Here is a 19,864-nt window from a genome sequence, read left to right as displayed (position 1 = left end):
TGATAGATTTCATCAATGAGGTGATAGTTTTTATTCATTAAGAAAAGGTGGTTTATTGTGAACAAATCGCTTATATTTGCGTTATAAATAGTACGACAAGTTACGTTTGGTAATCAACCAATTTAAAATATATATAGAATTATGGCTAAGAGTATTAAAGGAACTCAAACAGAGAAAAATCTGTTGACTTCATTCGCAGGAGAATCACAGGCTAGAATGCGTTACACTTATTTCGCAAGTGCAGCTAAAAAAGAAGGCTACGAACAAATTGCGGCTATTTTCACTGAAACTGCCGATCAGGAAAAAGAACATGCAAAACGTATGTTTAAGTTCCTCGAAGGCGGTATGGTAGAAATCACTGCCAGCTATCCGGCCGGTGTAATTGGTAATACACTTGAAAATCTTCGCGCTGCCGCAGCGGGTGAACATGAAGAATGGTCACTGGATTATCCTCACTTTGCCGACGTGGCAGAACAGGAAGGTTTCCCGATGATTGCTGCTATGTACCGCAATATCTCCATCGCAGAAAAAGGTCACGAAGAAAGATATCTTGCCTTCGTAAATAACATCGAAAATATGACTGTATTCGCTAAAGAAGGCGAAGTGGTATGGCAATGCCGTAACTGCGGTTACATTGAAATCGGTAAGGAAGCTCCTGAAGTTTGCCCGGCATGTCTGCATCCACAGGCTTATTTCGAGGTGAAGAAGGAAAACTATTAATCTACGGATGAATTAGATAGAGGGGATATATCCATTAGGTATATCCTCTTTATATGTTACTATGGAAATCATATTATACGATTCAGAAATAAAAAGATTAAAACTCTCCAAGTTTCAAATGGATTATCTATCTTTGCTACAAATTGCAGTTGTATGTCATCAAGAAGAACTAATAAACTTGTAGTTCCCTTTGTAAAGTGGGTTGGAGGAAAGAGGCAGATACTTTCAGAAATTGAAAAGTATTTGCCTTCAAAATTTGCAACTTACTACGAGCCTTTTATTGGTGGAGGAGCGTTACTTTTTCATATACAGCCAAAAAATGCCATTATCAATGATTTTAATGCTGAATTAATAAACCTTTATACTGTAATAAAAGAAAATCCATTAGAACTGATAGCGGATTTGAAAAAACATAAAAATGAAGCAGACTATTTTTATGAGATTCGGAGTCTGGATAGAGATAGAGAGAAATTTTCGGCATTAACAAACATAGAAAGAGCTTCGCGAATTATATTTCTAAATAAAACTTGTTATAATGGTTTATTTCGAGTGAATAGCTCTGGGGAATTTAATACTCCTTTTGGTAGATATAAGAATCCTAATATAGTCAATGAGATAACTATAAAAGCTGTCTCCTTATATTTGAATAATTCCAATGTCTTAATAATGAATGGTGATTTCGAGGAGGCTTTACATAACGTTTCTAAAGGTGATTTCGTTTATCTCGATCCTCCTTATGATCCGTTATCAAACAGTTCTTCATTTACGGGATATACTCAGGGAGGATTTGATCGTACAGAACAAGAACGGTTGAGAAATGTTTGTGATTGGCTGCATGCAAAGAAGGCAAAGTTTCTCTTATCAAACTCATGTACTGATTTGATTCTTGATTTATATAAGAACTATAACATAACTGAAATAAAGGCCATTCGATCCATCAATTCAGATGCTGAAAAGAGGGGACAGGTCTCTGAAGTATTAATAAGAAATTATGAATAATGCAAGTAAGATAGACACTAATTGGACGAAAATTTTTAATAAATATCCTATTCTGCAAACTATAAAAGATGAAGGAAAGTATATTATAACAGCACAACAAATTAAAGAATTTTGGGAGCCTCGTTTGATGACTAAACACGATCATAGTGTCAATAGACCCCAGATATTTATAGATAATTCTTTGTCTATTTTGCCAATTACACGAGGAAGCTATATTATTGGTGCAATGGACTTGTATCATGATTTTGCATTATCTGATAGAGAGAAAGTCTTTGATAGTACAGATAGTATGCCTGTTTCTTCACCTGCATTTATTGAGTCTATTGATTTTAATAATATCACAAGTGAGGCTACGGCTATTAATAGCATATATGTTTCGGATATTCTCAGGGATTTCTTGAATGAACCGACCTTGTTGCCTACGGTAAATGGGCGAATGGGAGCTGGAAGTTTCTCATTTAGTGTCAATTGTTTGTCAGGTGAAGATACTTCTCTTTTAGTGGATGTAAGTAACTCACAGATAGAGATTGATGGAGGTTATGAAGGAACAAATTCTTTGTGTTTGATTGAAGCTAAAAGTTCTCTTTCTACAGATTTTTTGGTACGCCAACTTTACTATCCCTTTAGATTATGGACTAATAAGATAACTAAGCCTATCAGACCTGTATTTTTATTGTATAGTAATGGTACATATTATTTATTTGAATATGCTTTTGAAGAAATAGGTAATTATAATTCCCTAAAGAGAGTGCAATATAAAAAATATCGTATTGAGAACGATGTGATAACCTTACAGGATATACTTGAGATACCAAAGCGTATTCCAGTTGTCAAGGAACCGCAAATTCAATTCCCACAAGCAGATTCGTTGGAACGCATTATCAACCTTTGTGAAATTATGAATTCGGATAATAAAGCGTTTAATAAATATGGTATAGCAAAAATATATAGTTTTGATGAGCGCCAGTCAGATTATTATGCGAATGCAGGTGTTTATTTGGGTTTAATTCAGCGGTATAAAAAAGGGAGTATCTACAATTATAAACTATCGAATTTAGGGAAACAAATTTTTAAATTGCCATTGCGAAGCCGACATCTTCGGGTGGCAGAATTGATTCTTAGCCATAGTCCTTTTAGACAGACATTGAAGAGTTATATTGATAATGCTAATATCCCATCTAAAGAGGAGGTAATAGATATCATGAGGCATTGCGAACTTTACCGCATGTCTGAAAATTTATATTATCGCCGTTCCAGTACAGTGATTAGTTGGATAAATTGGGTACTTAATTTACGTACTGAATAAATTCGTATAATGCCCTTAAAATCATATTATAAATCATCGGATGGAGCATTTACTCTTTTACTTGGCGATTGTCGACAACTTTTGTCACAGTTTGATTTTCAATTTGATATGATTTTTGCTGATCCTCCTTATTTTCTTTCGAATGGAGGGATTTCTGTACAATCTGGTAAAATTGTTTGTGTAGATAAAGGAGATTGGGATCGTAGTTTTGGCAAAGAATCCATTGATAATTTTAATTATAAATGGATTGCTGATTGTCGTGACAAACTTAAAGATAATGGTACAATTTGGATATCAGGGACTTATCATAATATTTTTTCTGTAGCTAATCAGTTAACTGAACTTGGGTTTAAAATTCTTAACTGCATTACGTGGGTGAAAACTAACCCTCCTCCTAATATTTCGTGTCGTTATTTTACATACTCGGCAGAATACATTATTTGGGCTCGTAAAAATAATAATGTTTCTCATTATTATAATTATGATTTTATGAAAATGAGTAATGCTAATCATCAGATGACAGATGTTTGGAATTTGTCTGCTATTGAGGGATGGGAAAAGATACACGGTAAACATCCTACTCAAAAACCGATAAATTTATTAGCTAGGGTTATTGCAGCTAGTACTAGGCCTGGGGCATGGATATTAGATCCTTTTGCCGGTAGTAGTACTACTGGTGTCACGGCTAATCTTTTGAAACGTCGATTTCTTGGTATTGATATTGAACAAAAGTACCTTGAACTTAGTATTCTACGGAGAAAAGACTTGGATTTTCCTAAGGTTCGTGCAGATTTTCTTTCTAGGATTTACAGCATTAATGTTCATGCTATCTCTTTAGAAGATAAATAAAATTGAAGTAAAATACTTGAATTTACAATATTAGAAAAATAAATAGGATGGATAGTTCTTATATGGAAAAGGTACATTTACTGAATATCCCTGCTTAAAGATACAAAAAAGGCAACTGACTTGCAATGAGTTAGTTGCCTTAAATTTTCTTATTTTAGGAATATCCCTACCTATTTTTCGGATAGCCTTTTTTGTATTATCTATTGATTCCGGTAATCTTTGGGAGATACACCGTATTGCTTTAAAAACTCCCGATAGAAATAAGATTTATTAGAGAATCCACATTTAAACATAATCTCGGATACGGTCAACTTGGTTGTCCTTAATAACTTGGCTGCATATTCCAGTCTGATGCCTCGTACAAATTCACTCGGAGTCTTATCTATTATTTCTTTGAACTTTCGATACAAGGTAGCTTTGCTCACTCCTACAAATTCGGCAATAGAAGAAGGGCTTAATAACTCATCATCTATATTATTCTTTATGAAGTCTGTTACATTCTGTATTAACTCTTCGTCTTCCGGATGAAGAACAATCCCGTCTTTTACTTTCACAGAAGACATGCTGGAATTGAAATAGTCCTTTAAAAGCATTTGTCTCGACAGCAGATTCTCTATGGTGGAGATAACCTGCCTCGGGTGAAATGGTTTGACGATATAAGCATCCGCACCATGGTTAAAGGCATTAATCTGGTCTTCTACAGAAGCTTTTGCCGATATTCCTATGATTGGAATATAACTTGTTTTCAAATCGGATTTCAATTTATTAATCAAGCTCAAGCCGTCCATGTTGGGCATAACAATATCACTTATAATAATATCAGGATGATTATGTTCTATCTCTTTCAAAGCCTCTACGCCGTCTTTTGCTTCGTGTATCACATAATCAAAGAGGACATCTTTCAGCAGGTCTCTGATATTCTTTTCATCTTCCACTATCAGTATGACAGTATCTTTGCGAGGGGATAAGTGATCCTGCCCGTTCTTTTCTTTCTGCAACGAATCTTTTTCATCCGTTACAACAAGTGAATGATCGGATGGTAGAGAAGGAATCACGACTGAAAGTTCAACGCTTTTTCCCAGTTCACTATTTACACTTATCTGCCCGCCTAATAATTCAACCAGACTCTTTGTTAGATTTAAACCTATGCCATTGCTTACAGAGTTACCCAATTTGGGAGTATCAAATATCTTATACTTATCAAATATCTCTGCCATCTGTTGCTCGGTTAACCCCTTGCCGGAATTTCTTACGAGCAAGTATAAGGTTTTATCAGGTTCATTTTGTGATATTTCAACATGAATATATCCATAACGAGGAGTATATTTGAACGCATTCGACAGTAAATTGAATATAATTTTTTCCAAAGCATTCCGGTCGGAATAGATCTCTGACGTATCATGAGCCTCTACCTTGAAGTCTATTTTATTCTCTTTCAGGATATCCACATAATTGTTGGAAGCATATTCCATCAATGATTTTACGTCCACATTTTCAGGATTCAAATCCATATTGCTCGATTTGGTTTTACGAAACTCCATCAACTCACTAATCAGCTTCTGCATCCTTTCGGCATTATTCTTTATTATTTGGAGATATTTCTTTGTACTACCATCTAACCCGTCCTGTTCCAACAAGTGCTGTGCAGGTGTATAAATCAAAGTTAGGGGGGTAAAGAATTCATGTGCCACATTAGTGAAGAAATTGAGCCGGGATTCATAAATCTTCTGTTCATGCCGTTTCTCTACCTGGGCTATAAGAACCTGGCGACTTAACCGTATGCGATTTTTGATAACAGACTTTGTGATATAGAAGATAATAATGCACAATATGGCATAGATAATCAATGCAGGAACACTAAGCCACCACGGATAACCTACTTTTATAGTTAAGCGATAAACGTTGTCTCCCCATACTTTGTCGCCATTCGTGCTCTTCACTTCAAGCTGGTACTCACCCGGAGGAAGTTGGGTAAAGATAATATTCGGATTATTACCTATCTCCACCCGTAAGCGTCTCCGCGATTCTATATTGCTGTCCGTTTTTAGCTCTCATATCTTTGCGAGGTATAAAAATGAAGCATTATGGATTTAGAAAATAGATTTAGAAGAACTTGGAAACGTTTCCAAGAAGTCTTAAAAACAGACTACAATTGTTCTTTAGCGGATGTTTGCCGCGAGCAGCATACCACTTTTGGAGGTATGAGTTCCTGGATGTCCCGACGGGGCTATAGCGTTAAACAAGCTAAGGCAGATGTGGTTCGTGATTATTATGGCGGCGTTGAGCCGTCCCCACTGAGCACTACCTCTCCTGCGTTCACTCAAATAGCACCCGCCATGTCGTCGGAAGAAGAGTTTAGTCTTGCCGGGATCACAATCACGTTTAACAGTGGAACCACCATTTCGGTCAAACGGGCCACACCCGGTGGTGTTATTAAAATGTTGCTCGATTACGAAAGAAAGGAGGGAGATCCATGTATTCTCTAACATCAGCCAATCGATACTATCTGTACCAGGGCTTTGTTCGTATGAACCTTGGCATCGACGGTTTATTCAAAATTATACGCTTGGAAATGAAGGACTTGTCTCCCGTTTCCGGAGATATATTTTTATTCTTTGGCAAAAACCGACAAAGTGTAAAAATACTGCGTTGGGATGGCGATGGCTTTCTTCTGTACTACAAGCGCCTCGAGGGTGGAAGTTTTGAGTTACCAACATTTAACCCCCATACAGGCAATTACGAGATTTCTTATCAGGTTTTGTCTTTTATCTTAAATGGAGTGTCATTGAAGTCTGTACGGTTGCGAAAACGTTTCAGGATTTAATATAATATGTTGATTGTTAATTATTTGTACTAAGTATATCATCCGATTTATTTGGTCAACTCGTTGATTTTTTATATCTTTATACCATGAAAAAGGATGAGATCATAGAGTTATTGAAGGAACAGATCAAGGGATTACGAGATGACAACAACAGACTCTTGGGGCAAGTAGATGCTTTGATAAAAGAGGTTTCTTCCCTTAAAGAAGCACTCCTTCAAAAAGGCGAATCTCTTAGCAAACAACAGCGCCTTGCTAAGGGGCTCGCCAAACTTGTATCCAACACATCCGAACAGCAACAAGCTCCCCAACCTGCCATGTCCGAAGAAGAGCGGCAGAAGAGAGAAGCTGAAAAAGCAGATAAGCGTAAAGCCAGAAAGAACAATGGTGCCAAACGTGACATGCATTATGAGATGGAGGAAGAAGAACATGTCGTTTATCCTGATGATCCCGATTTTGACATCAATAAAGCCCGGTTGTTTACTACCGCTCCCAGAATATGCGTCCGCTATGAATGTGTACCCATGCGCTTCATCAAGCACGTCTACAAGATACACACCTATACGCAAGACGGTCGCCTGTTTGAGGGAAAAACCCCGGTCTCGGCTTTCTTAAATTCCAGCTATGACGGCTCATTTATTGCCGGATTGATGGAATTACGTTATATACAATCGCTACCTGTTGAAAGAATCATCAACTACTTCGAAGGTCATGGCTTTACGCTGAAGAAACCTACGGCTCATAAGTTGATAGAAAAAGCCTCAGGCCTCTTCGAAAATCTTTATAAGTGTATCCGGCAGACAGCTTTGAGTGATCCTTATAAGGCAGCCGACGAAACCTATTACAAAATACTCGTCCCGGAAAAGAACAGTAAGGGAAAAGGAGTTAGAAAGGGATACCTTTGGGTGGTTGTCGGCATAAACACCAGGATGATATACCTGCTCTATGATGACGGCTCCCGGTCTGAAAGAGTTATTCTTAACGAATTAGGCAGTTGCAAAGGTATCATACAAAGCGATGGCTACTCACCTTACCGGAAGCTCGAAAGCGATGCTTATCCCAATATCACACGCATCCCGTGCTTGCAACATATAAAACGGAAATTTATAGATTGCGGTGAGAATGACCCGGATGCAAAAAGAATCGTGGAGCTGATAAACACTCTTTATCAAAACGAGCATAAGCATAAAGTTGGGGTTGATGGATGGACAGTAGAACAGAATCTTATGCATCGAAAAAAGTATGCGCCGGACATACTCGGAGAAATAAAAGATGTGTTTGATGAAATAGAAGAGCGGGGGGATTTATTACCAAAGAGCGAACTACAAGAAGCTATCACCTATCTTCGCAATGAGTGGAATGCAGTGGTGGACATCTTTAATTATGGTGACACTTACCTGGACAACAATATAGTTGAACGGATGAACCGGTACATATCCTTATCAAGAAAAAACTCATTGTTCTTCGGCAGCCATAAGGGAGCCGAACGAGGCGCCATACTCTACACGATAGCACTCACCTGTAGGATGCATAAAGTGAATCTATTTGAGTATCTCACGGATGTGATAAACAGAACAGCTGAATGGCAACCAAACACACCACTTGAAAAATACAGGGAACTGCTTCCTGACAGATGGGAAAAGGCTAATGGATAAAAAGGGAGCATTAGCCTTTTTATTTTAGCAAACTATATAGAATCGCGGAGACGCTTACTTTTTAGCTAGATTTAAAATTGCAAATTAACTCCAAAAGTGAATGTACGTGAAGACGGATAACGTGTAGTATCCACTCCCATATCCAATGGGTTATTGATACCCAGTTCCGGATCAAGTCCGGAATAACCGGTTAAAGTAAATATATTCTGACCGCTCACATAGAATCTACAACTTGAAAACAGTTTGCTCTTCTGGCAAATGTGACTCGGCAGTGTATAACCTATTTGCATATTCTGCAAACGCAGGTAAGAACCATTCTCCACATAGAAAGAAGAACCTCTCATATTGTTGTTAGAGTCAGAGTTGGTTATGCGTGGATATACAGCATCCAAATCCCCGTCTTTTGTCCATGCTTTTGTGTAAGCATCCGCCAACGCATTCTGGCGTCCTGCTGAAGCAAGGCTTCCTTTAGCAACGTTCCAGATGTCATTTCCAATAGTTCCTTGGAATGCCATGCTTACATCAAAGTTCTTATAACTAAATCCTAAGTTGAAACCATAAATGAGGTCCGGATTAGGATCACCGATAAAAGTACGGTCATCATCATCGTTCAATTCGCCTGATTCTCCTAATTTGGCAAACTTAAAATCGCCCGGTTGTGCATTAGGCTGAATCTTGGTACCATTCTTATCCACATAATTGTCTATCTCTTCCTGATTCTGGAATATTCCTATTTGTTTGTACCCCCAGAAACGTCCGATAGGACCTCCTACATACGTACGGCTGGTATTTCCACTCAAATATTCCGATGTAAGTTTGGTTACCTCTGTCTTATAAGTAGACATGTTCAGCCCTACATTGTAATTAAAGTCTTTTCCTATCTGGTTACGGTAGTTGACTACTATTTCAAAACCGGTATTCTTCAAGTCTCCCGCATTAAAGAAGGGGCTGTTAGGGAAGGCGCCAAAAGAAGGAATAGGCATATTCAGCAACATGTCACTTGTTTTCTTTACATAAAAGTCCATGCTTACATCAAGGCTGTTTTTAAAGAAAGACATATCTAAACCGACATTGGTTTGTTGGCTGGTTTCCCATTTAATATCTGCATTTCCCACATAAGTCGGAACGTAACCTTGTGAGTATCCGTTTCCAAAGTACCACTGATTCTCATTATTGGTGCCAATCAACGTAAGAGGCGCGTCTCTATCAATTCGTTGGTTACCGTTCTGTCCCCAACCTACACGCAGTTTTAAATTGGAAATTGTATTTTCAATGTTCAGGTTCTTAAAGAATTCTTCATTGCTCACTCTCCAACCTAATGAAACTGATGGGAAATAGCCCCAACGGTTACGTTTTGCAAATCTTGAAGAACCGTCGGCACGGAAATTGACTGTAGCAAGGTATCTATCATCATATACATAGTTGATACGTCCCAAGTACGACAACATAGAAGATGTTTCTTTACCTCCCGAGGTGTTATCTCCAGCTGTTTGTGCATCAAGTATCTGATAGATTTCATCGTTACCTAAAGCCTTTCTCTTAAATGCATTAATGCCTTCGCTGCTGTTCTTCTCATAAGTCATGGCAACCATTGCATCCAGTTTATGCCTGCCTATTGTCGTGTTGTAGTTAAGGCGTTGTTCTACCAGATAATTAGAAGTAACAGCACTATTATTATTCAATTGAGTTTCTTTATTATATTTACTTTCCTGATTCGCTAAGTTATCCTCCGAAAAAGTAGACGAATAGACAGGGCGGAAATCCTTGAAAGTATCATGGTATCTTTCGAAGCTATATTGTACCCGATAGCTCAATCCTTTATACAATTTAATGTGGGCAAACACATTGCCAAATACATTGAATATGTCATTGTATCTATTAGGAAGTTCGAGCATGGCTACCGGATTAGGGTCGTAAGACCACTCGGTAGGAGCATATTTGTTATATTCGTAATTTTCAGAAGACGGATCTACCAACGGGCTGATAACAGGGGTAAAAGGATCGGCTTTTTGAATGAAATCGAATGAAGGAATTGCTCCTGCGTCACGCTTTCTTATCTTTGCCAGATTGACATTGGCGCCAACAGTGATAAATTTGTTGATATCATATTCAAGATTCGCCTTAAGTGAAAGTCTTTTGAATTCAGTAGTGATGATCGCACCCTGATCGTCTACATATCCTAAACTTAAAGAAGATCTCGAATTATCTGTCCCCTTACGGATGCTTAGATTATAGTTCTGGTTAAAAGCTGTACGGGTTACTTCATTCCACCAGTTGGTATTATAACCTTTCTGATACTGATTGGTAAACTTATCCTTCATTGAGTTTTGAAAGCTTGCATCATTTTCATACGCTTTCATGATGAAGTTGTAGTATTGGTCGCTGTTCATCATGTTCAATGCTTTATAACTGTTTTTTACACCTACATAAGCATCTAATGTTACAGTCGTTTCACCTTTCACCCCTCCCTTGGTAGTAATGAGGATTACTCCATTAGAACCTCTCGAACCATAGATAGCGCAGGCTGAAGCATCTTTTAATACTTCCATACGTTCAATATCAGATGGATTCAGGCTGCTGATGTTATCCATGAACTGTCCATCAACTACGTACAATGGATTGTTGTCATTGACGGTCCCTAAACCTCTCACGCGGATCACTGCATCCGATCCCGGCTGGCCGGAACTGGCGGCAACAAATACGCCGGCTGCCTTACCTGTAAGTAGTTCGGATGCATTGGACACTGCATAGTTCTTAATATCCTTACTACTTATAGAAGCCAAAGCACCGGTAAGGTCACTCTTTCTTTGAGTACCGTAACCAATAACTACAACCTCATCCAATTTATTATCGGACACTAGATTTACATTGTACGTTCCGCTATTTGTTACGTTTACAATTTCAGTTTTAAAACCTACATACGAGAATGAAACTTTATTTGACGATACTTTTAATGTATATCTACCGTCAAAATCAGTGATAGTACCATTGGTCGTTCCCACTTCAAGAACAGAAACTCCAATTAAAGCCTCTCCGGTATTACTGTCGTATACCACACCCGAAATACTCTTGGTTTGCTGTGCAAAGACATTTGTGCAAACAGCAAGAATAAGAATGAATAATAATAAATGCTTACTCATAGTTTATACACTTAGATTTAATTATATGAAATGATATTTTGTTTATTCGCAATAATCTTACCATTTTTCAGTTCTAATTCTGTTCCGGCGGGAAGTTCCACAATTACTCTTGCGTCGTTGGCCGGGATCTCAACGGAGCCATTTGTCTTTATATTTTTTGCTATATATTCTTTGGCAACAATATCAAACAAATCGCATGGTTGGGTAGCTTGATAAGTAATGGTTTTGGTCTCTTTATGAGGGTTATAATAGAGATAGACCGGATAAGGTTTCTCTGTATAGAAGTCTGTGACATTGCAATCCAGTCGGAGAATACCCTCCACATTCGTTTGACAAACAATGGCCCCCAAAATACCAACAGGAGAAGAGCTGTAAACACTGAACATGCTTTCCGTCGGATTACCTTTTATCCATTTGGGACCATCGCCGATTGCAACCGGACTAACTCCTTTTAATGATGCTTTTCCATAGTCATCCGTTTTTCGTAAACCTTCATAAGAAACATTATCATAAGTAATGTCCTTCAATTCCGGAGCCCATTGATGTGTTTCATCTATTTCCCCCGGATAGAACAAACGACATGCACTTGCATTGTTCAACATCCACTTGCCGATAGCTTTTGCATATTGAGGCTGATATTTCACCATCGGAATGAAAGGCCAGGCAGGTTTGATACTGTTCATGAGGAATGCATATCCTCCGCCGTCTGTGATACTTCCTTGCAGACCACTTACATCATAATCACCCCATTTTCCTACAATAATTCCCCAACCGGTTCTTCCTGCAGGGCTTTTACATCCGTCAAATACCCAATCAAGAAGTTTGGCTACATCATAGTTAGCCCCCTCTACTGCATTCAAATAGGCTGCCGTATACACTCCGAGTGGTAAAAGAGCCTCGTAAAAACGGCTTTCTTTCTGGGCAAGCAGGGCTTCGATAGCACTTTTACTATGTTGCAGATAACGTGGATCGCCAAACTTATGATAAGCACATAGTAATACATAAGCATGGCCACCGGCGGCGTCTTGTTGCAATGGAATATGATTAACCATTCCTTTCATTTGTGCATAGTCAAAATAAGAATAGTCGTAATTTCCATTCAATACGGAATCTGCTTTAACAAACTGCTCCGCAATGCTTTTTTGTATCTTCTCTGCCCCGTCTACATTGGGGAAAACATCGCAAATAGCATAATATAAGGCATTGGGTAATACATCATACCACCAGTCGCGGGCATAGCCTCCTCCTAAAAGGGCTACTGACGGAGTCGTATTGTTCATGACTATATTCCAGCCGTTATCAGAATTGAAATAATTCTGCACCATTTTTACATAGTTATATCCGTCTTGATTCGTCTTGTCAATCCCTACAAGGCCGGCACCAAGAATAGCTGCCAATGAGTTCAGACTTTCATGGAACTCTCCATTATTGGCATTCTTTCCCTGACGAATATCTTTAATGGCAGTATATAAGCCAAATGTAGTCTGGTCCATATTTCTGCGGGTGTCATCTAACCAGATTAATGGTCCGACTTCGCTTTTATTATTCCAGTCAAAGATAAACTGGTCATACTTTTGGGCTTTTTGCTTCCAGTCCAGCATTTTATAAGTTTCAGGCATATCAGGCATAGAGTCTACCCTATGGATGGAAACCTGTTTTACCTTTTCACCAAAGTTATTTCCGTTGCCCGAGCAAGATGCCAGGAAACAAACGGTCATAAGTACAAAAACACCTTTACTTGTCATTTTCATGTTCAATAGTATCAGTTTGATTAGTAATATTCTTAGCTAAAGGATATGCCGCTAATTGTAATCCGGCAACAATCACCAGCGCATATTTCAATGCAAAATCCTGCGATACACAATAAGCAAGGAAGATAAACAGTAGTAAACCGAAAGCTCTTCCAAGGAAAAGGCCGAACTCATGACTTAGGATATATGCATATTCGTTTCTATTCTCAATCTTTGCAACTGCATCAATTGTTCTCATCATAATGGGGAAGTAAGCCAGGTCGAACAAAGGCTGGAATATCACTTTGCAAAGGACGAAAAGGATCACTCCCGTAGCAGAGAAGAGAATACCGTTGAATAGTGTACCGGCAAAGAATACGATTAGTCCTCCTACAAATATTTTCAAACGGTCTTGCGGGCGGGCCATACGTCCTAATACATACACCAGGACAGCGGTCAATGCTCCGCTAACTCCCTGAATCAATCCTAACGCTCCTTCATCTCCTACCAGCTTCAATACTAATATAGCCGGTGCCGTTACTAAAAAACCTTGAACCATTCCTTTCAATCCGGCTAGCCACAGCATCTTTTTCCAAAGTATGTTGAAGCGGAAATAGAGGAAGTTCGTTTCTTTGGGGTTCTCGAATTTACCTTTCCACAGTGTCATACAGGCGATAACGGTAATGACTACTGCTGCCATCGTAACTACACAATAAGAGGTATTGATATTGAAGAGGAATCCGAAAACTTCTTTTCCATCTATCTGGCTGATAAATGCGCCTATAATTAAAGGAACACCGATGGAGGTAATAGAAAAGAAGAAAGACTCTAGTCCGAAGAAATAGTTACGGCTGTTGTCGTTGGTATTATAGAGAGCCAGCAGGTATCGGTTGGTCCAGAAGAAACCAGAAGCTGCTCCCATTAAAAAGCCGGCCAGACCAAGTTCGACGAAGCCAAGTGACTTGATAGTCATCATACCGAACATGGAAATGCCACTTATCAGGATTCCTACCGAATAAAGCGTCTTCACACTGTATTTTTTTAGCAGATAACCGTTAACAAGAGAGGTAGTAATGATGCCTATATACATTGCCAGCTGATAAAAAGCAACCATCACGGGGTCACTCGTGTTTCTCATGATATAGGCTCCCACAAAGATTTCTACTATCGGTAGTACCAATGCATAAAGCATATTGGTAACCAACAGTGTTCTCATGTTAGGTTCCTGTTGCTTAAAGAACAGATATTCTTTTTTCAGTTTATTCATTACTTCTCTTGTGTCTGTTTTAATACGTTTAATATCTCTGAAATGGAAAGCTCTGCCTTACAAATCACTTCATCGCTTGCTCCATAATACATGGTTATCGTATCGCCGTCCACCAAATGCCCATTATTGAAAACTACATTTCCGAAGAAACCTGTTTGCTCATAAGCGGCGATAGGTTCCATGATAGGTTCTTCGCTTCTTGCAATGACTTTCGACGGGTCATTTAAATCGAGTAATAAAGCCCCCAAGCAATAACGGTGATTAAAATCGGCTCCATGATAAATCTCCAGCCAGCCTTCTTCTGTCTTTATTGGAGCTGCCCCTGCCCCTACACGTGCGCAATCCCACATTCCGTCACGAGTGGTTGCCACACATTTGTGGTTTCCCCAATGCAAGCGGTCGGGCGATTCTGCCAACCATATATAATTGCCGCCAAGTTCGGGACTGCTCGGGCGATGAAGAGCGAAATACTTGTCGCCTATCTTCTGTTCGAATAATGCACAATCTTTATTATGCGGTGGGAATATCATTCCATGCCGTGTATAGTTTTTCCAATCATTGGTGTGAATCAGTCCAACCCCTACAGCTACCGACGATACTTCTGTGAAAGTAAGGTAAAAACCATCTTCGGTTGTTGCAACACGGCAATCCTCAATACCGAATGCTTCCAGCTCTCCTTTTCCGAAAATAGGTGGAAATTCCGGTTCATCTTTGAAGTGAATACCGTCGGTACTTGAAACCAATCGTAAGTAAGACATCGTGGTCAGATAATTCTTTCCTTTGTAACCGATAACGCGTGGGTCTGAAGCATCCAAATCGGGATCATTCTTTAGAAACGAAACCACTTCTATTTTTCCTTTTTCATTATATATAGGAAAACTGATAATTCCTTCTTTCTGTATAGGTCTTTCTGCGACGCGCAAAAGTAACCAAATTTTGCCTTGATATTTGAAAACTCCGGGATTTAACAAACATGTAATTTCCATTCCGTTGATTCCCGCTTTTAAATCTTTTGGAGCCAGTAGGGGGTTCTGCTCACATCTTTTAGCTATATCCATAATATTTCGATTAGTGATTATTTCTGTGAACAAAAGTATGAGATGAGAGACAGGAAAGCGTTTACTATATTCTCAAAGAAGTGTACACATGCTCAAGAACATGTTTTTAAGAGGATGATATTGGGGAATGATTTTAGAAGAGGCAGGGATATTCGTATTTATATGCTGTACTATTTAAAAGCTTGATTTATAGATGGATGTGCACTTCGTTGAAGTGTATTATATTCTCATAAGTGTATAGTATAGTTTCTTTGAGGAGTGCAAAAGAAACATATAAAGATAAAAAAATAAGAGGCCAAACTCAAAAATATAATTTGAGGAAGCCTCTTGTTTTTTCTTTTTAATAAAAATGATACTGTAAATCCTATTTCTTCACGTATGGATAATCTATCGTATATAATCTGTCAGAGTTTGTTTGATAGAGGTGAAGCCGTTAAAAAAAAATTGTTAGACAGCCTCTTTTCGTTATCGGTTTGGTATACTGTCTTTATAAATAGTAATTGTCCTTTTTCTTGTTGAATCATTCTTGATACTGGTTACATCTCCCCGGGTCGTGAAATACACATAGTTTCCCAGATCGAGAAAACGGTATACTTTCACTCCGTCGTGCTCGAACAGATAACTGACTTCATAAGTCTGGTTATTTTCTGATTTTCCGCTTTTCAGTGGAATACCTGCATAGCAGGAAGCTAGTCCCGTTATGCAGAAGAAAAGAATAAAGGTCCGAATCAATGTTTTCATAATCATTTCTTCACGTGTGGATAATCTATCGTATAATGTAATCCGCGGCTTTCCTTACGCTCCATTGCTTGGCGCATAATCAGATAACCCACATTCACCATATTACGCAATTCGCAGATTTCTCTGGACGCTACGCTACGTTTGAACAGGCTTTCAGTCTCTTCGTAGATAATATCGAGTCTGTCCCAGGCACGTTTCAGACGGAGGTCACTGCGGACGATGCCTACGTATGTACTCATAATTTGATTCACTTCCTTCATACTTTGCGTAATGAGCACCATTTCTTCCGGAGAGCGGGTTCCTTCGTCATTCCATTCGGGAATATCTTCATTATAAGAATACTGATCAACCGCTTGCAGACTGTGCTTGGCGGCAGCGTCGGCATATACCACTGCTTCTATCAATGAGTTGGAAGCCAGACGGTTTCCACCATGCAATCCGGTGCACGAACATTCTCCCACGGCATAAAGGCGTTCGATGGAAGATTGTCCGTCCAGGTCAACAAGGATACCTCCGCAGAGATAGTGGGCGGCCGGGGCTACCGGGATATAATCTTTCGTGATGTCGATGCCCAGGCTAAGACATTTTTCGTAGATATTGGGGAAATGTTTCTTTGTTTCTTCGGGATCTTTGTGGGTAACGTCCAGATATACATGGTCGTCTCCACGGTTCTTCATCTCGTTGTCGATGGCGCGTGCCACGATGTCACGGGGAGCGAGCGAAAGACGGGGATCGTATTTCTGCATGAACTCTTTGCCATCCATTGTGCGCAGTACACCTCCGTAACCACGCATTGCTTCCGTTATCAGGAAAGAAGGGCGGTCTCCCGGATGATACAGGGCGGTAGGGTGGAATTGTACAAACTCCATATCCTTCACCGTACCTTTGGCACGGTAAACCATGGCGATACCGTCTCCGGTAGCGACTAGTGGGTTAGTGGTTGTTTTATAAACGGCTCCTACTCCACCGGTAGCCATTAGCGTCACTTTAGCAAGATAGGTATCTACTTTTCCCGTTTTCGGATCGAGGATATAAGCACCATAACATTTGATGTCCGGTGTCTGGCGGGTTACAGTCACTCCCAGGTGATGCTGTGTCAGGATTTCAATGGCAAACTGGTTTTCGATGACCGTGATATTCGGATGGCGTTGTACGGCTTTAATCAGGCTGTCCTGAATTTCCGCTCCCGTATTATCTTTATGGTGAAGAATACGGAACTCCGAGTGTCCGCCTTCGCGGTGCAAGTCAAATTCGCCTTTCTCGTTCTTGTCAAAGTCCACTCCCCATTTAATCAGTTCTTCAATTTGTGCGGGAGCTTCGCGCACTACCTTTTCTACTGCGTCACGGCTGCTGATCCAGTCGCCGGCAATCATTGTGTCTTCAATGTGCTTGTCGAAATTATCCACCAGAAGGTTGGTGACGGAGGCTACACCTCCCTGGGCGAAGTACGTATTGGCTTCTTCCAGCCCACTTTTACAGATAAGAGCAACTTTACCTTTGTGCGCCACTTTCAGCGCAAAACTCATACCGGCAATTCCGGAACCGATAACGAGGAAATCGAATTTTCTTACCATAATCTTGTTATTTCTCTCCGCAAAGCTACAAAATAAGTTACTTCGTTGTACTTTTCGTTGTCACTAATTCATAAAATTGCTACCTTGCAGGCAAAAATCTGACAAAATGAATCGAATTTTTCATGCCCGTATCGCTTGGTACCAATATTTCCTGTTGGTGGTGCTTACTGTGAATGCCGTCGGCGCATTGTGGTGTAAATATATCTTAGTGGCGGTACTGTTTATGCTGATGCTGATTGTAGTGATCGAACAAATTATACACACTACTTATACATTGACAACAAACGGTGATCTGGAAGTCTCACGTGGCCGTTTTATTCGTAAGAAGATCATCCCGCTTTCCGAAATTACCACAGTCAGGAAATACCATTCCATGAAGTTCGGCCGTTTCTCGGTGACGGATTATATCTTAATAGAATACGGAAAAGGGAAGTTTGTTTCGGTGATGCCTGTCAAGGAACAGGAATTTGCAGAACTACTCGAAAAGAGAATGTTCGCAAAGAAAATAAAGGCCACGGAGGCAATAGACCCGGTAGACTCTCAAGCGGATGAATCGTAGCATGTTTTGATAATAATGAAAAGATTAACTGATTATATACTATGAAATATCAAGTAATTATCATCGGTGGCGGTCCTGCGGGATATACGGCTGCCGAAACTGCCGGTAAAGGCGGTTTGAGCGTATTGCTTATCGAAAAGAATAGTCTGGGTGGCGTCTGTCTGAATGAAGGCTGTATTCCTACGAAAACATTGTTGTATTCGGCAAAGACTTATGACAGTGCAAAACATGCATCAAAGTATGCAGTCAATATTCCGGAAGTCTCTTTCGATTTGCCTAAGATAATAGCGCGTAAAAGTAAGGTAGTGCGTAAACTGGTGCTGGGAGTGAAAGCGAAGCTGACTGCCAACAATGTTACAATTGTATCAGGAGAAGCGCAGATCATTGATAAAAATACGGTTCGCTGCGGGGAAGAGACTTACGAAGGAGAGAATCTGATATTATGTACGGGTTCGGAAACTTTCATTCCCCCTATTCCGGGAGTGGACGCGGTGAACTACTGGACGCACAGGGATGCTTTGGACAGTAAAGAATTGCCGGCTTCTCTGGCTATTGTTGGTGGCGGGGTAATCGGTATGGAGTTTGCGTCGTTCTTCAATAGTTTGGGAGTACAAGTGACGGTGGTTGAGATGATGGACGAAATCCTGGGTGGAATGGATAAGGAGCTTTCCGCTTTGCTCCGTGCAGAATATACAAAACGAGGTATTAAATTCCTGCTTAGTACGAAAGTGGTCGGCTTGTCGCAAACGGAAGAAGGGGCTGTTGTTTCTTATGAGAACGCGGAGGGAAACGGCAGTGTCATTGCAGAAAAGCTGTTGATGAGTGTCGGCCGTCGCCCGGTGGCGAAAGGTTTCGGGCTCGAAAACTTGAATTTGGAGAAGACAGAGCGTGGCGCTATCAGAATTAATGAAAAGATGCAGACTTCTGTGCCGGGCGTGTATGTTTGTGGTGACCTGACAGGATTCTCTTTGCTCGCCCATACGGCTGTTCGTGAAGCGGAAGTTGCCGTACATTCCATCTTGGGAAAGGAAGATGCCATGAGTTATCGGGCTATTCCGGGCGTAGTCTATACCAATCCGGAGATTGCCGGAGTGGGTGAAACGGAGGAATCGGCCTCAACGAAAGGAATCAATTATCAGGTTATCAAACTTCCGATGGCTTACTCCGGTCGTTTTGTGGCGGAGAATGAGGGCGTGAACGGAGTCTGTAAAGTACTGCTGAACGAACAACAACGGGTGATTGGTGCTCATGTATTGGGCAATCCGGCTTCGGAGATTATCACTCTTGCGGGCACTGCCATTGAGCTCGGATTGACGGCGGCGCAATGGAAAAAGATTGTTTTCCCGCATCCTACGGTAGGAGAGATTTTCCGGGAAGTGTTATAAACGGATTCCGATATCTGCGATCGTTCATTGATGCGGGTATCTTACTGATAAAATCAAATA

15 protein-coding genes and 1 pseudogene are annotated in these 19,864 nt (G+C 40.1%); 9 read left to right on the top strand and 7 right to left on the bottom strand.

What is annotated here, in order from left to right:
* Window positions 1–141 precede the first annotated feature (141 nt).
* From rbr to BSAG_RS07120, 4 genes are all read left to right on the top strand, one after another.
* A complete protein-coding gene (rbr, locus tag BSAG_RS07105) occupies window positions 142–720 on the top strand; it encodes a rubrerythrin (RefSeq protein ID WP_004298806.1) in 579 nt (192 codons plus the stop codon).
* Window positions 721–873: 153 nt separating this feature from the next.
* On the top strand, window positions 874–1,719 hold the full coding sequence (locus BSAG_RS07110) for a DNA adenine methylase (RefSeq protein WP_004298811.1): 846 nt from the start codon (window positions 874–876) through the stop codon (window positions 1,717–1,719).
* Window positions 1,712–3,025 (top strand): type II restriction enzyme, encoded by a 1,314-nt coding sequence (locus tag BSAG_RS07115; protein WP_004298814.1) that lies wholly within the window; start codon window positions 1,712–1,714, stop codon window positions 3,023–3,025. The genes BSAG_RS07110 and BSAG_RS07115 overlap by 8 nt, the downstream gene beginning before the upstream one ends.
* Window positions 3,026–3,034: 9 nt before the next feature.
* Window positions 3,035–3,874 carry a DNA-methyltransferase gene (locus BSAG_RS07120; protein ID WP_004298816.1) on the top strand — a complete coding sequence of 280 codons (840 nt, stop codon included), beginning with the start codon at window positions 3,035–3,037 and terminating at the stop codon, window positions 3,872–3,874.
* A 200-nt stretch (window positions 3,875–4,074) separates the two neighbouring features.
* Here BSAG_RS07120 and BSAG_RS0223335 read toward each other — a convergent pair.
* A pseudogene (locus tag BSAG_RS0223335) lies at window positions 4,075–5,880 on the bottom strand (response regulator); the annotation flags it as partial.
* Window positions 5,881–5,958: 78 nt separating this feature from the next.
* Between BSAG_RS0223335 and BSAG_RS07125 the strand changes: the two are divergent.
* The 3 genes from BSAG_RS07125 (at window position 5,959) to tnpC (ending at window position 8,350) form a co-directional block, all read left to right on the top strand.
* On the top strand, window positions 5,959–6,360 hold the full coding sequence (locus tag BSAG_RS07125) for a hypothetical protein (RefSeq protein ID WP_008642273.1): 402 nt from the start codon (window positions 5,959–5,961) through the stop codon (window positions 6,358–6,360).
* Window positions 6,348–6,698 carry an IS66 family insertion sequence element accessory protein TnpB gene (gene tnpB, locus BSAG_RS07130; protein ID WP_008023397.1) on the top strand — a complete coding sequence of 117 codons (351 nt, stop codon included), beginning with the start codon at window positions 6,348–6,350 and terminating at the stop codon, window positions 6,696–6,698. The genes BSAG_RS07125 and tnpB overlap by 13 nt, the downstream gene beginning before the upstream one ends.
* Window positions 6,699–6,784: 86 nt before the next feature.
* A complete protein-coding gene (gene tnpC / locus BSAG_RS07135) occupies window positions 6,785–8,350 on the top strand; it encodes an IS66 family transposase (protein WP_008997650.1) in 1,566 nt (521 codons plus the stop codon).
* A gap of 71 nt (window positions 8,351–8,421) precedes the next feature.
* Here the strand turns inward: tnpC and BSAG_RS07140 are convergent, their stop codons facing one another.
* The 6 genes from BSAG_RS07140 to nadB form a co-directional block, all read right to left on the bottom strand.
* The gene (locus tag BSAG_RS07140) at window positions 8,422–11,490 is read right to left on the bottom strand and encodes a SusC/RagA family TonB-linked outer membrane protein (protein WP_004312861.1); all 3,069 of its coding nucleotides are present in this window, start codon (window positions 11,488–11,490) and stop codon (window positions 8,422–8,424) included.
* A gap of 17 nt (window positions 11,491–11,507) precedes the next feature.
* On the bottom strand, window positions 11,508–13,241 hold the full coding sequence (locus BSAG_RS07145; protein WP_008770493.1) for a hypothetical protein: 1,734 nt from the start codon (window positions 13,239–13,241) through the stop codon (window positions 11,508–11,510).
* Window positions 13,225–14,487: an MFS transporter gene (locus tag BSAG_RS07150; protein WP_004312858.1), complete on the bottom strand. Its 1,263-nt coding sequence runs from the start codon at window positions 14,485–14,487 to the stop codon at window positions 13,225–13,227. Before BSAG_RS07150 ends, BSAG_RS07145 begins: the two co-directional genes overlap by 17 nt.
* Entirely contained in the window at window positions 14,487–15,545 is a 1,059-nt protein-coding gene (locus BSAG_RS07155; protein WP_004312857.1) for a glycoside hydrolase family 130 protein, read from the bottom strand. The genes BSAG_RS07150 and BSAG_RS07155 overlap by 1 nt, the downstream gene beginning before the upstream one ends.
* Before the next feature lie 465 nt (window positions 15,546–16,010).
* Window positions 16,011–16,286: a DUF4884 domain-containing protein gene (locus BSAG_RS07160; protein WP_004312856.1), complete on the bottom strand. Its 276-nt coding sequence runs from the start codon at window positions 16,284–16,286 to the stop codon at window positions 16,011–16,013.
* Window positions 16,287–16,288: 2 nt separating this feature from the next.
* Window positions 16,289–17,860 (bottom strand): L-aspartate oxidase, encoded by a 1,572-nt coding sequence (gene nadB / locus BSAG_RS07165; RefSeq protein ID WP_004312855.1) that lies wholly within the window; start codon window positions 17,858–17,860, stop codon window positions 16,289–16,291.
* 106 nt (window positions 17,861–17,966) lie between these two features.
* Between nadB and BSAG_RS07170 the strand changes: the two genes are divergently transcribed.
* Both BSAG_RS07170 and lpdA read left to right on the top strand, forming a co-directional pair.
* Window positions 17,967–18,419 carry a PH domain-containing protein gene (locus BSAG_RS07170; protein ID WP_004312854.1) on the top strand — a complete coding sequence of 151 codons (453 nt, stop codon included), beginning with the start codon at window positions 17,967–17,969 and terminating at the stop codon, window positions 18,417–18,419.
* 41 nt (window positions 18,420–18,460) lie between these two features.
* Window positions 18,461–19,804: a dihydrolipoyl dehydrogenase gene (gene lpdA, locus BSAG_RS07175; protein ID WP_004312853.1), complete on the top strand. Its 1,344-nt coding sequence runs from the start codon at window positions 18,461–18,463 to the stop codon at window positions 19,802–19,804.
* The last annotated feature ends 60 nt before the right edge of the window (window positions 19,805–19,864 follow it).

It is taken from the genome of Bacteroides sp. D1, from assembly GCF_000157095.2.
GTDB lineage: Bacteria > Bacteroidota > Bacteroidia > Bacteroidales > Bacteroidaceae > Bacteroides > Bacteroides xylanisolvens.
The sequence above is the reverse complement of the archived record's forward strand: the minus strand, read 5'-3'. Positions and strand labels throughout refer to the sequence as shown.

What these genes read in the sequence shown, in the direction of transcription:
- BSAG_RS07115 (WP_004298814.1), top strand. Translation starts at nt 1,712, where the DNA reads ATGAATAATGCAAGTAAGATAGACACTAATTGGACGAAAATTTTTAAT.
- tnpB (WP_008023397.1), top strand. Translation starts at nt 6,348, where the DNA reads ATGTATTCTCTAACATCAGCCAATCGATACTATCTGTACCAGGGCTTT.
- tnpC (WP_008997650.1), top strand. Translation starts at nt 6,785, where the DNA reads ATGAAAAAGGATGAGATCATAGAGTTATTGAAGGAACAGATCAAGGGA.
- BSAG_RS07170 (WP_004312854.1), top strand. Translation starts at nt 17,967, where the DNA reads ATGAATCGAATTTTTCATGCCCGTATCGCTTGGTACCAATATTTCCTG.
- BSAG_RS07155 (WP_004312857.1), bottom strand. Translation starts at nt 15,545, where the DNA reads ATGGATATAGCTAAAAGATGTGAGCAGAACCCCCTACTGGCTCCAAAA.
- BSAG_RS07150 (WP_004312858.1), bottom strand. Translation starts at nt 14,487, where the DNA reads ATGAATAAACTGAAAAAAGAATATCTGTTCTTTAAGCAACAGGAACCT.
- BSAG_RS07145 (WP_008770493.1), bottom strand. Translation starts at nt 13,241, where the DNA reads ATGAAAATGACAAGTAAAGGTGTTTTTGTACTTATGACCGTTTGTTTC.
- nadB (WP_004312855.1), bottom strand. Translation starts at nt 17,860, where the DNA reads ATGGTAAGAAAATTCGATTTCCTCGTTATCGGTTCCGGAATTGCCGGT.
- BSAG_RS07140 (WP_004312861.1), bottom strand. Translation starts at nt 11,490, where the DNA reads ATGAGTAAGCATTTATTATTATTCATTCTTATTCTTGCTGTTTGCACA.
- BSAG_RS07160 (WP_004312856.1), bottom strand. Translation starts at nt 16,286, where the DNA reads ATGAAAACATTGATTCGGACCTTTATTCTTTTCTTCTGCATAACGGGA.
- lpdA (WP_004312853.1), top strand. Translation starts at nt 18,461, where the DNA reads ATGAAATATCAAGTAATTATCATCGGTGGCGGTCCTGCGGGATATACG.
- BSAG_RS07120 (WP_004298816.1), top strand. Translation starts at nt 3,035, where the DNA reads ATGCCCTTAAAATCATATTATAAATCATCGGATGGAGCATTTACTCTT.
- BSAG_RS07110 (WP_004298811.1), top strand. Translation starts at nt 874, where the DNA reads ATGTCATCAAGAAGAACTAATAAACTTGTAGTTCCCTTTGTAAAGTGG.
- rbr (WP_004298806.1), top strand. Translation starts at nt 142, where the DNA reads ATGGCTAAGAGTATTAAAGGAACTCAAACAGAGAAAAATCTGTTGACT.
- BSAG_RS07125 (WP_008642273.1), top strand. Translation starts at nt 5,959, where the DNA reads ATGGATTTAGAAAATAGATTTAGAAGAACTTGGAAACGTTTCCAAGAA.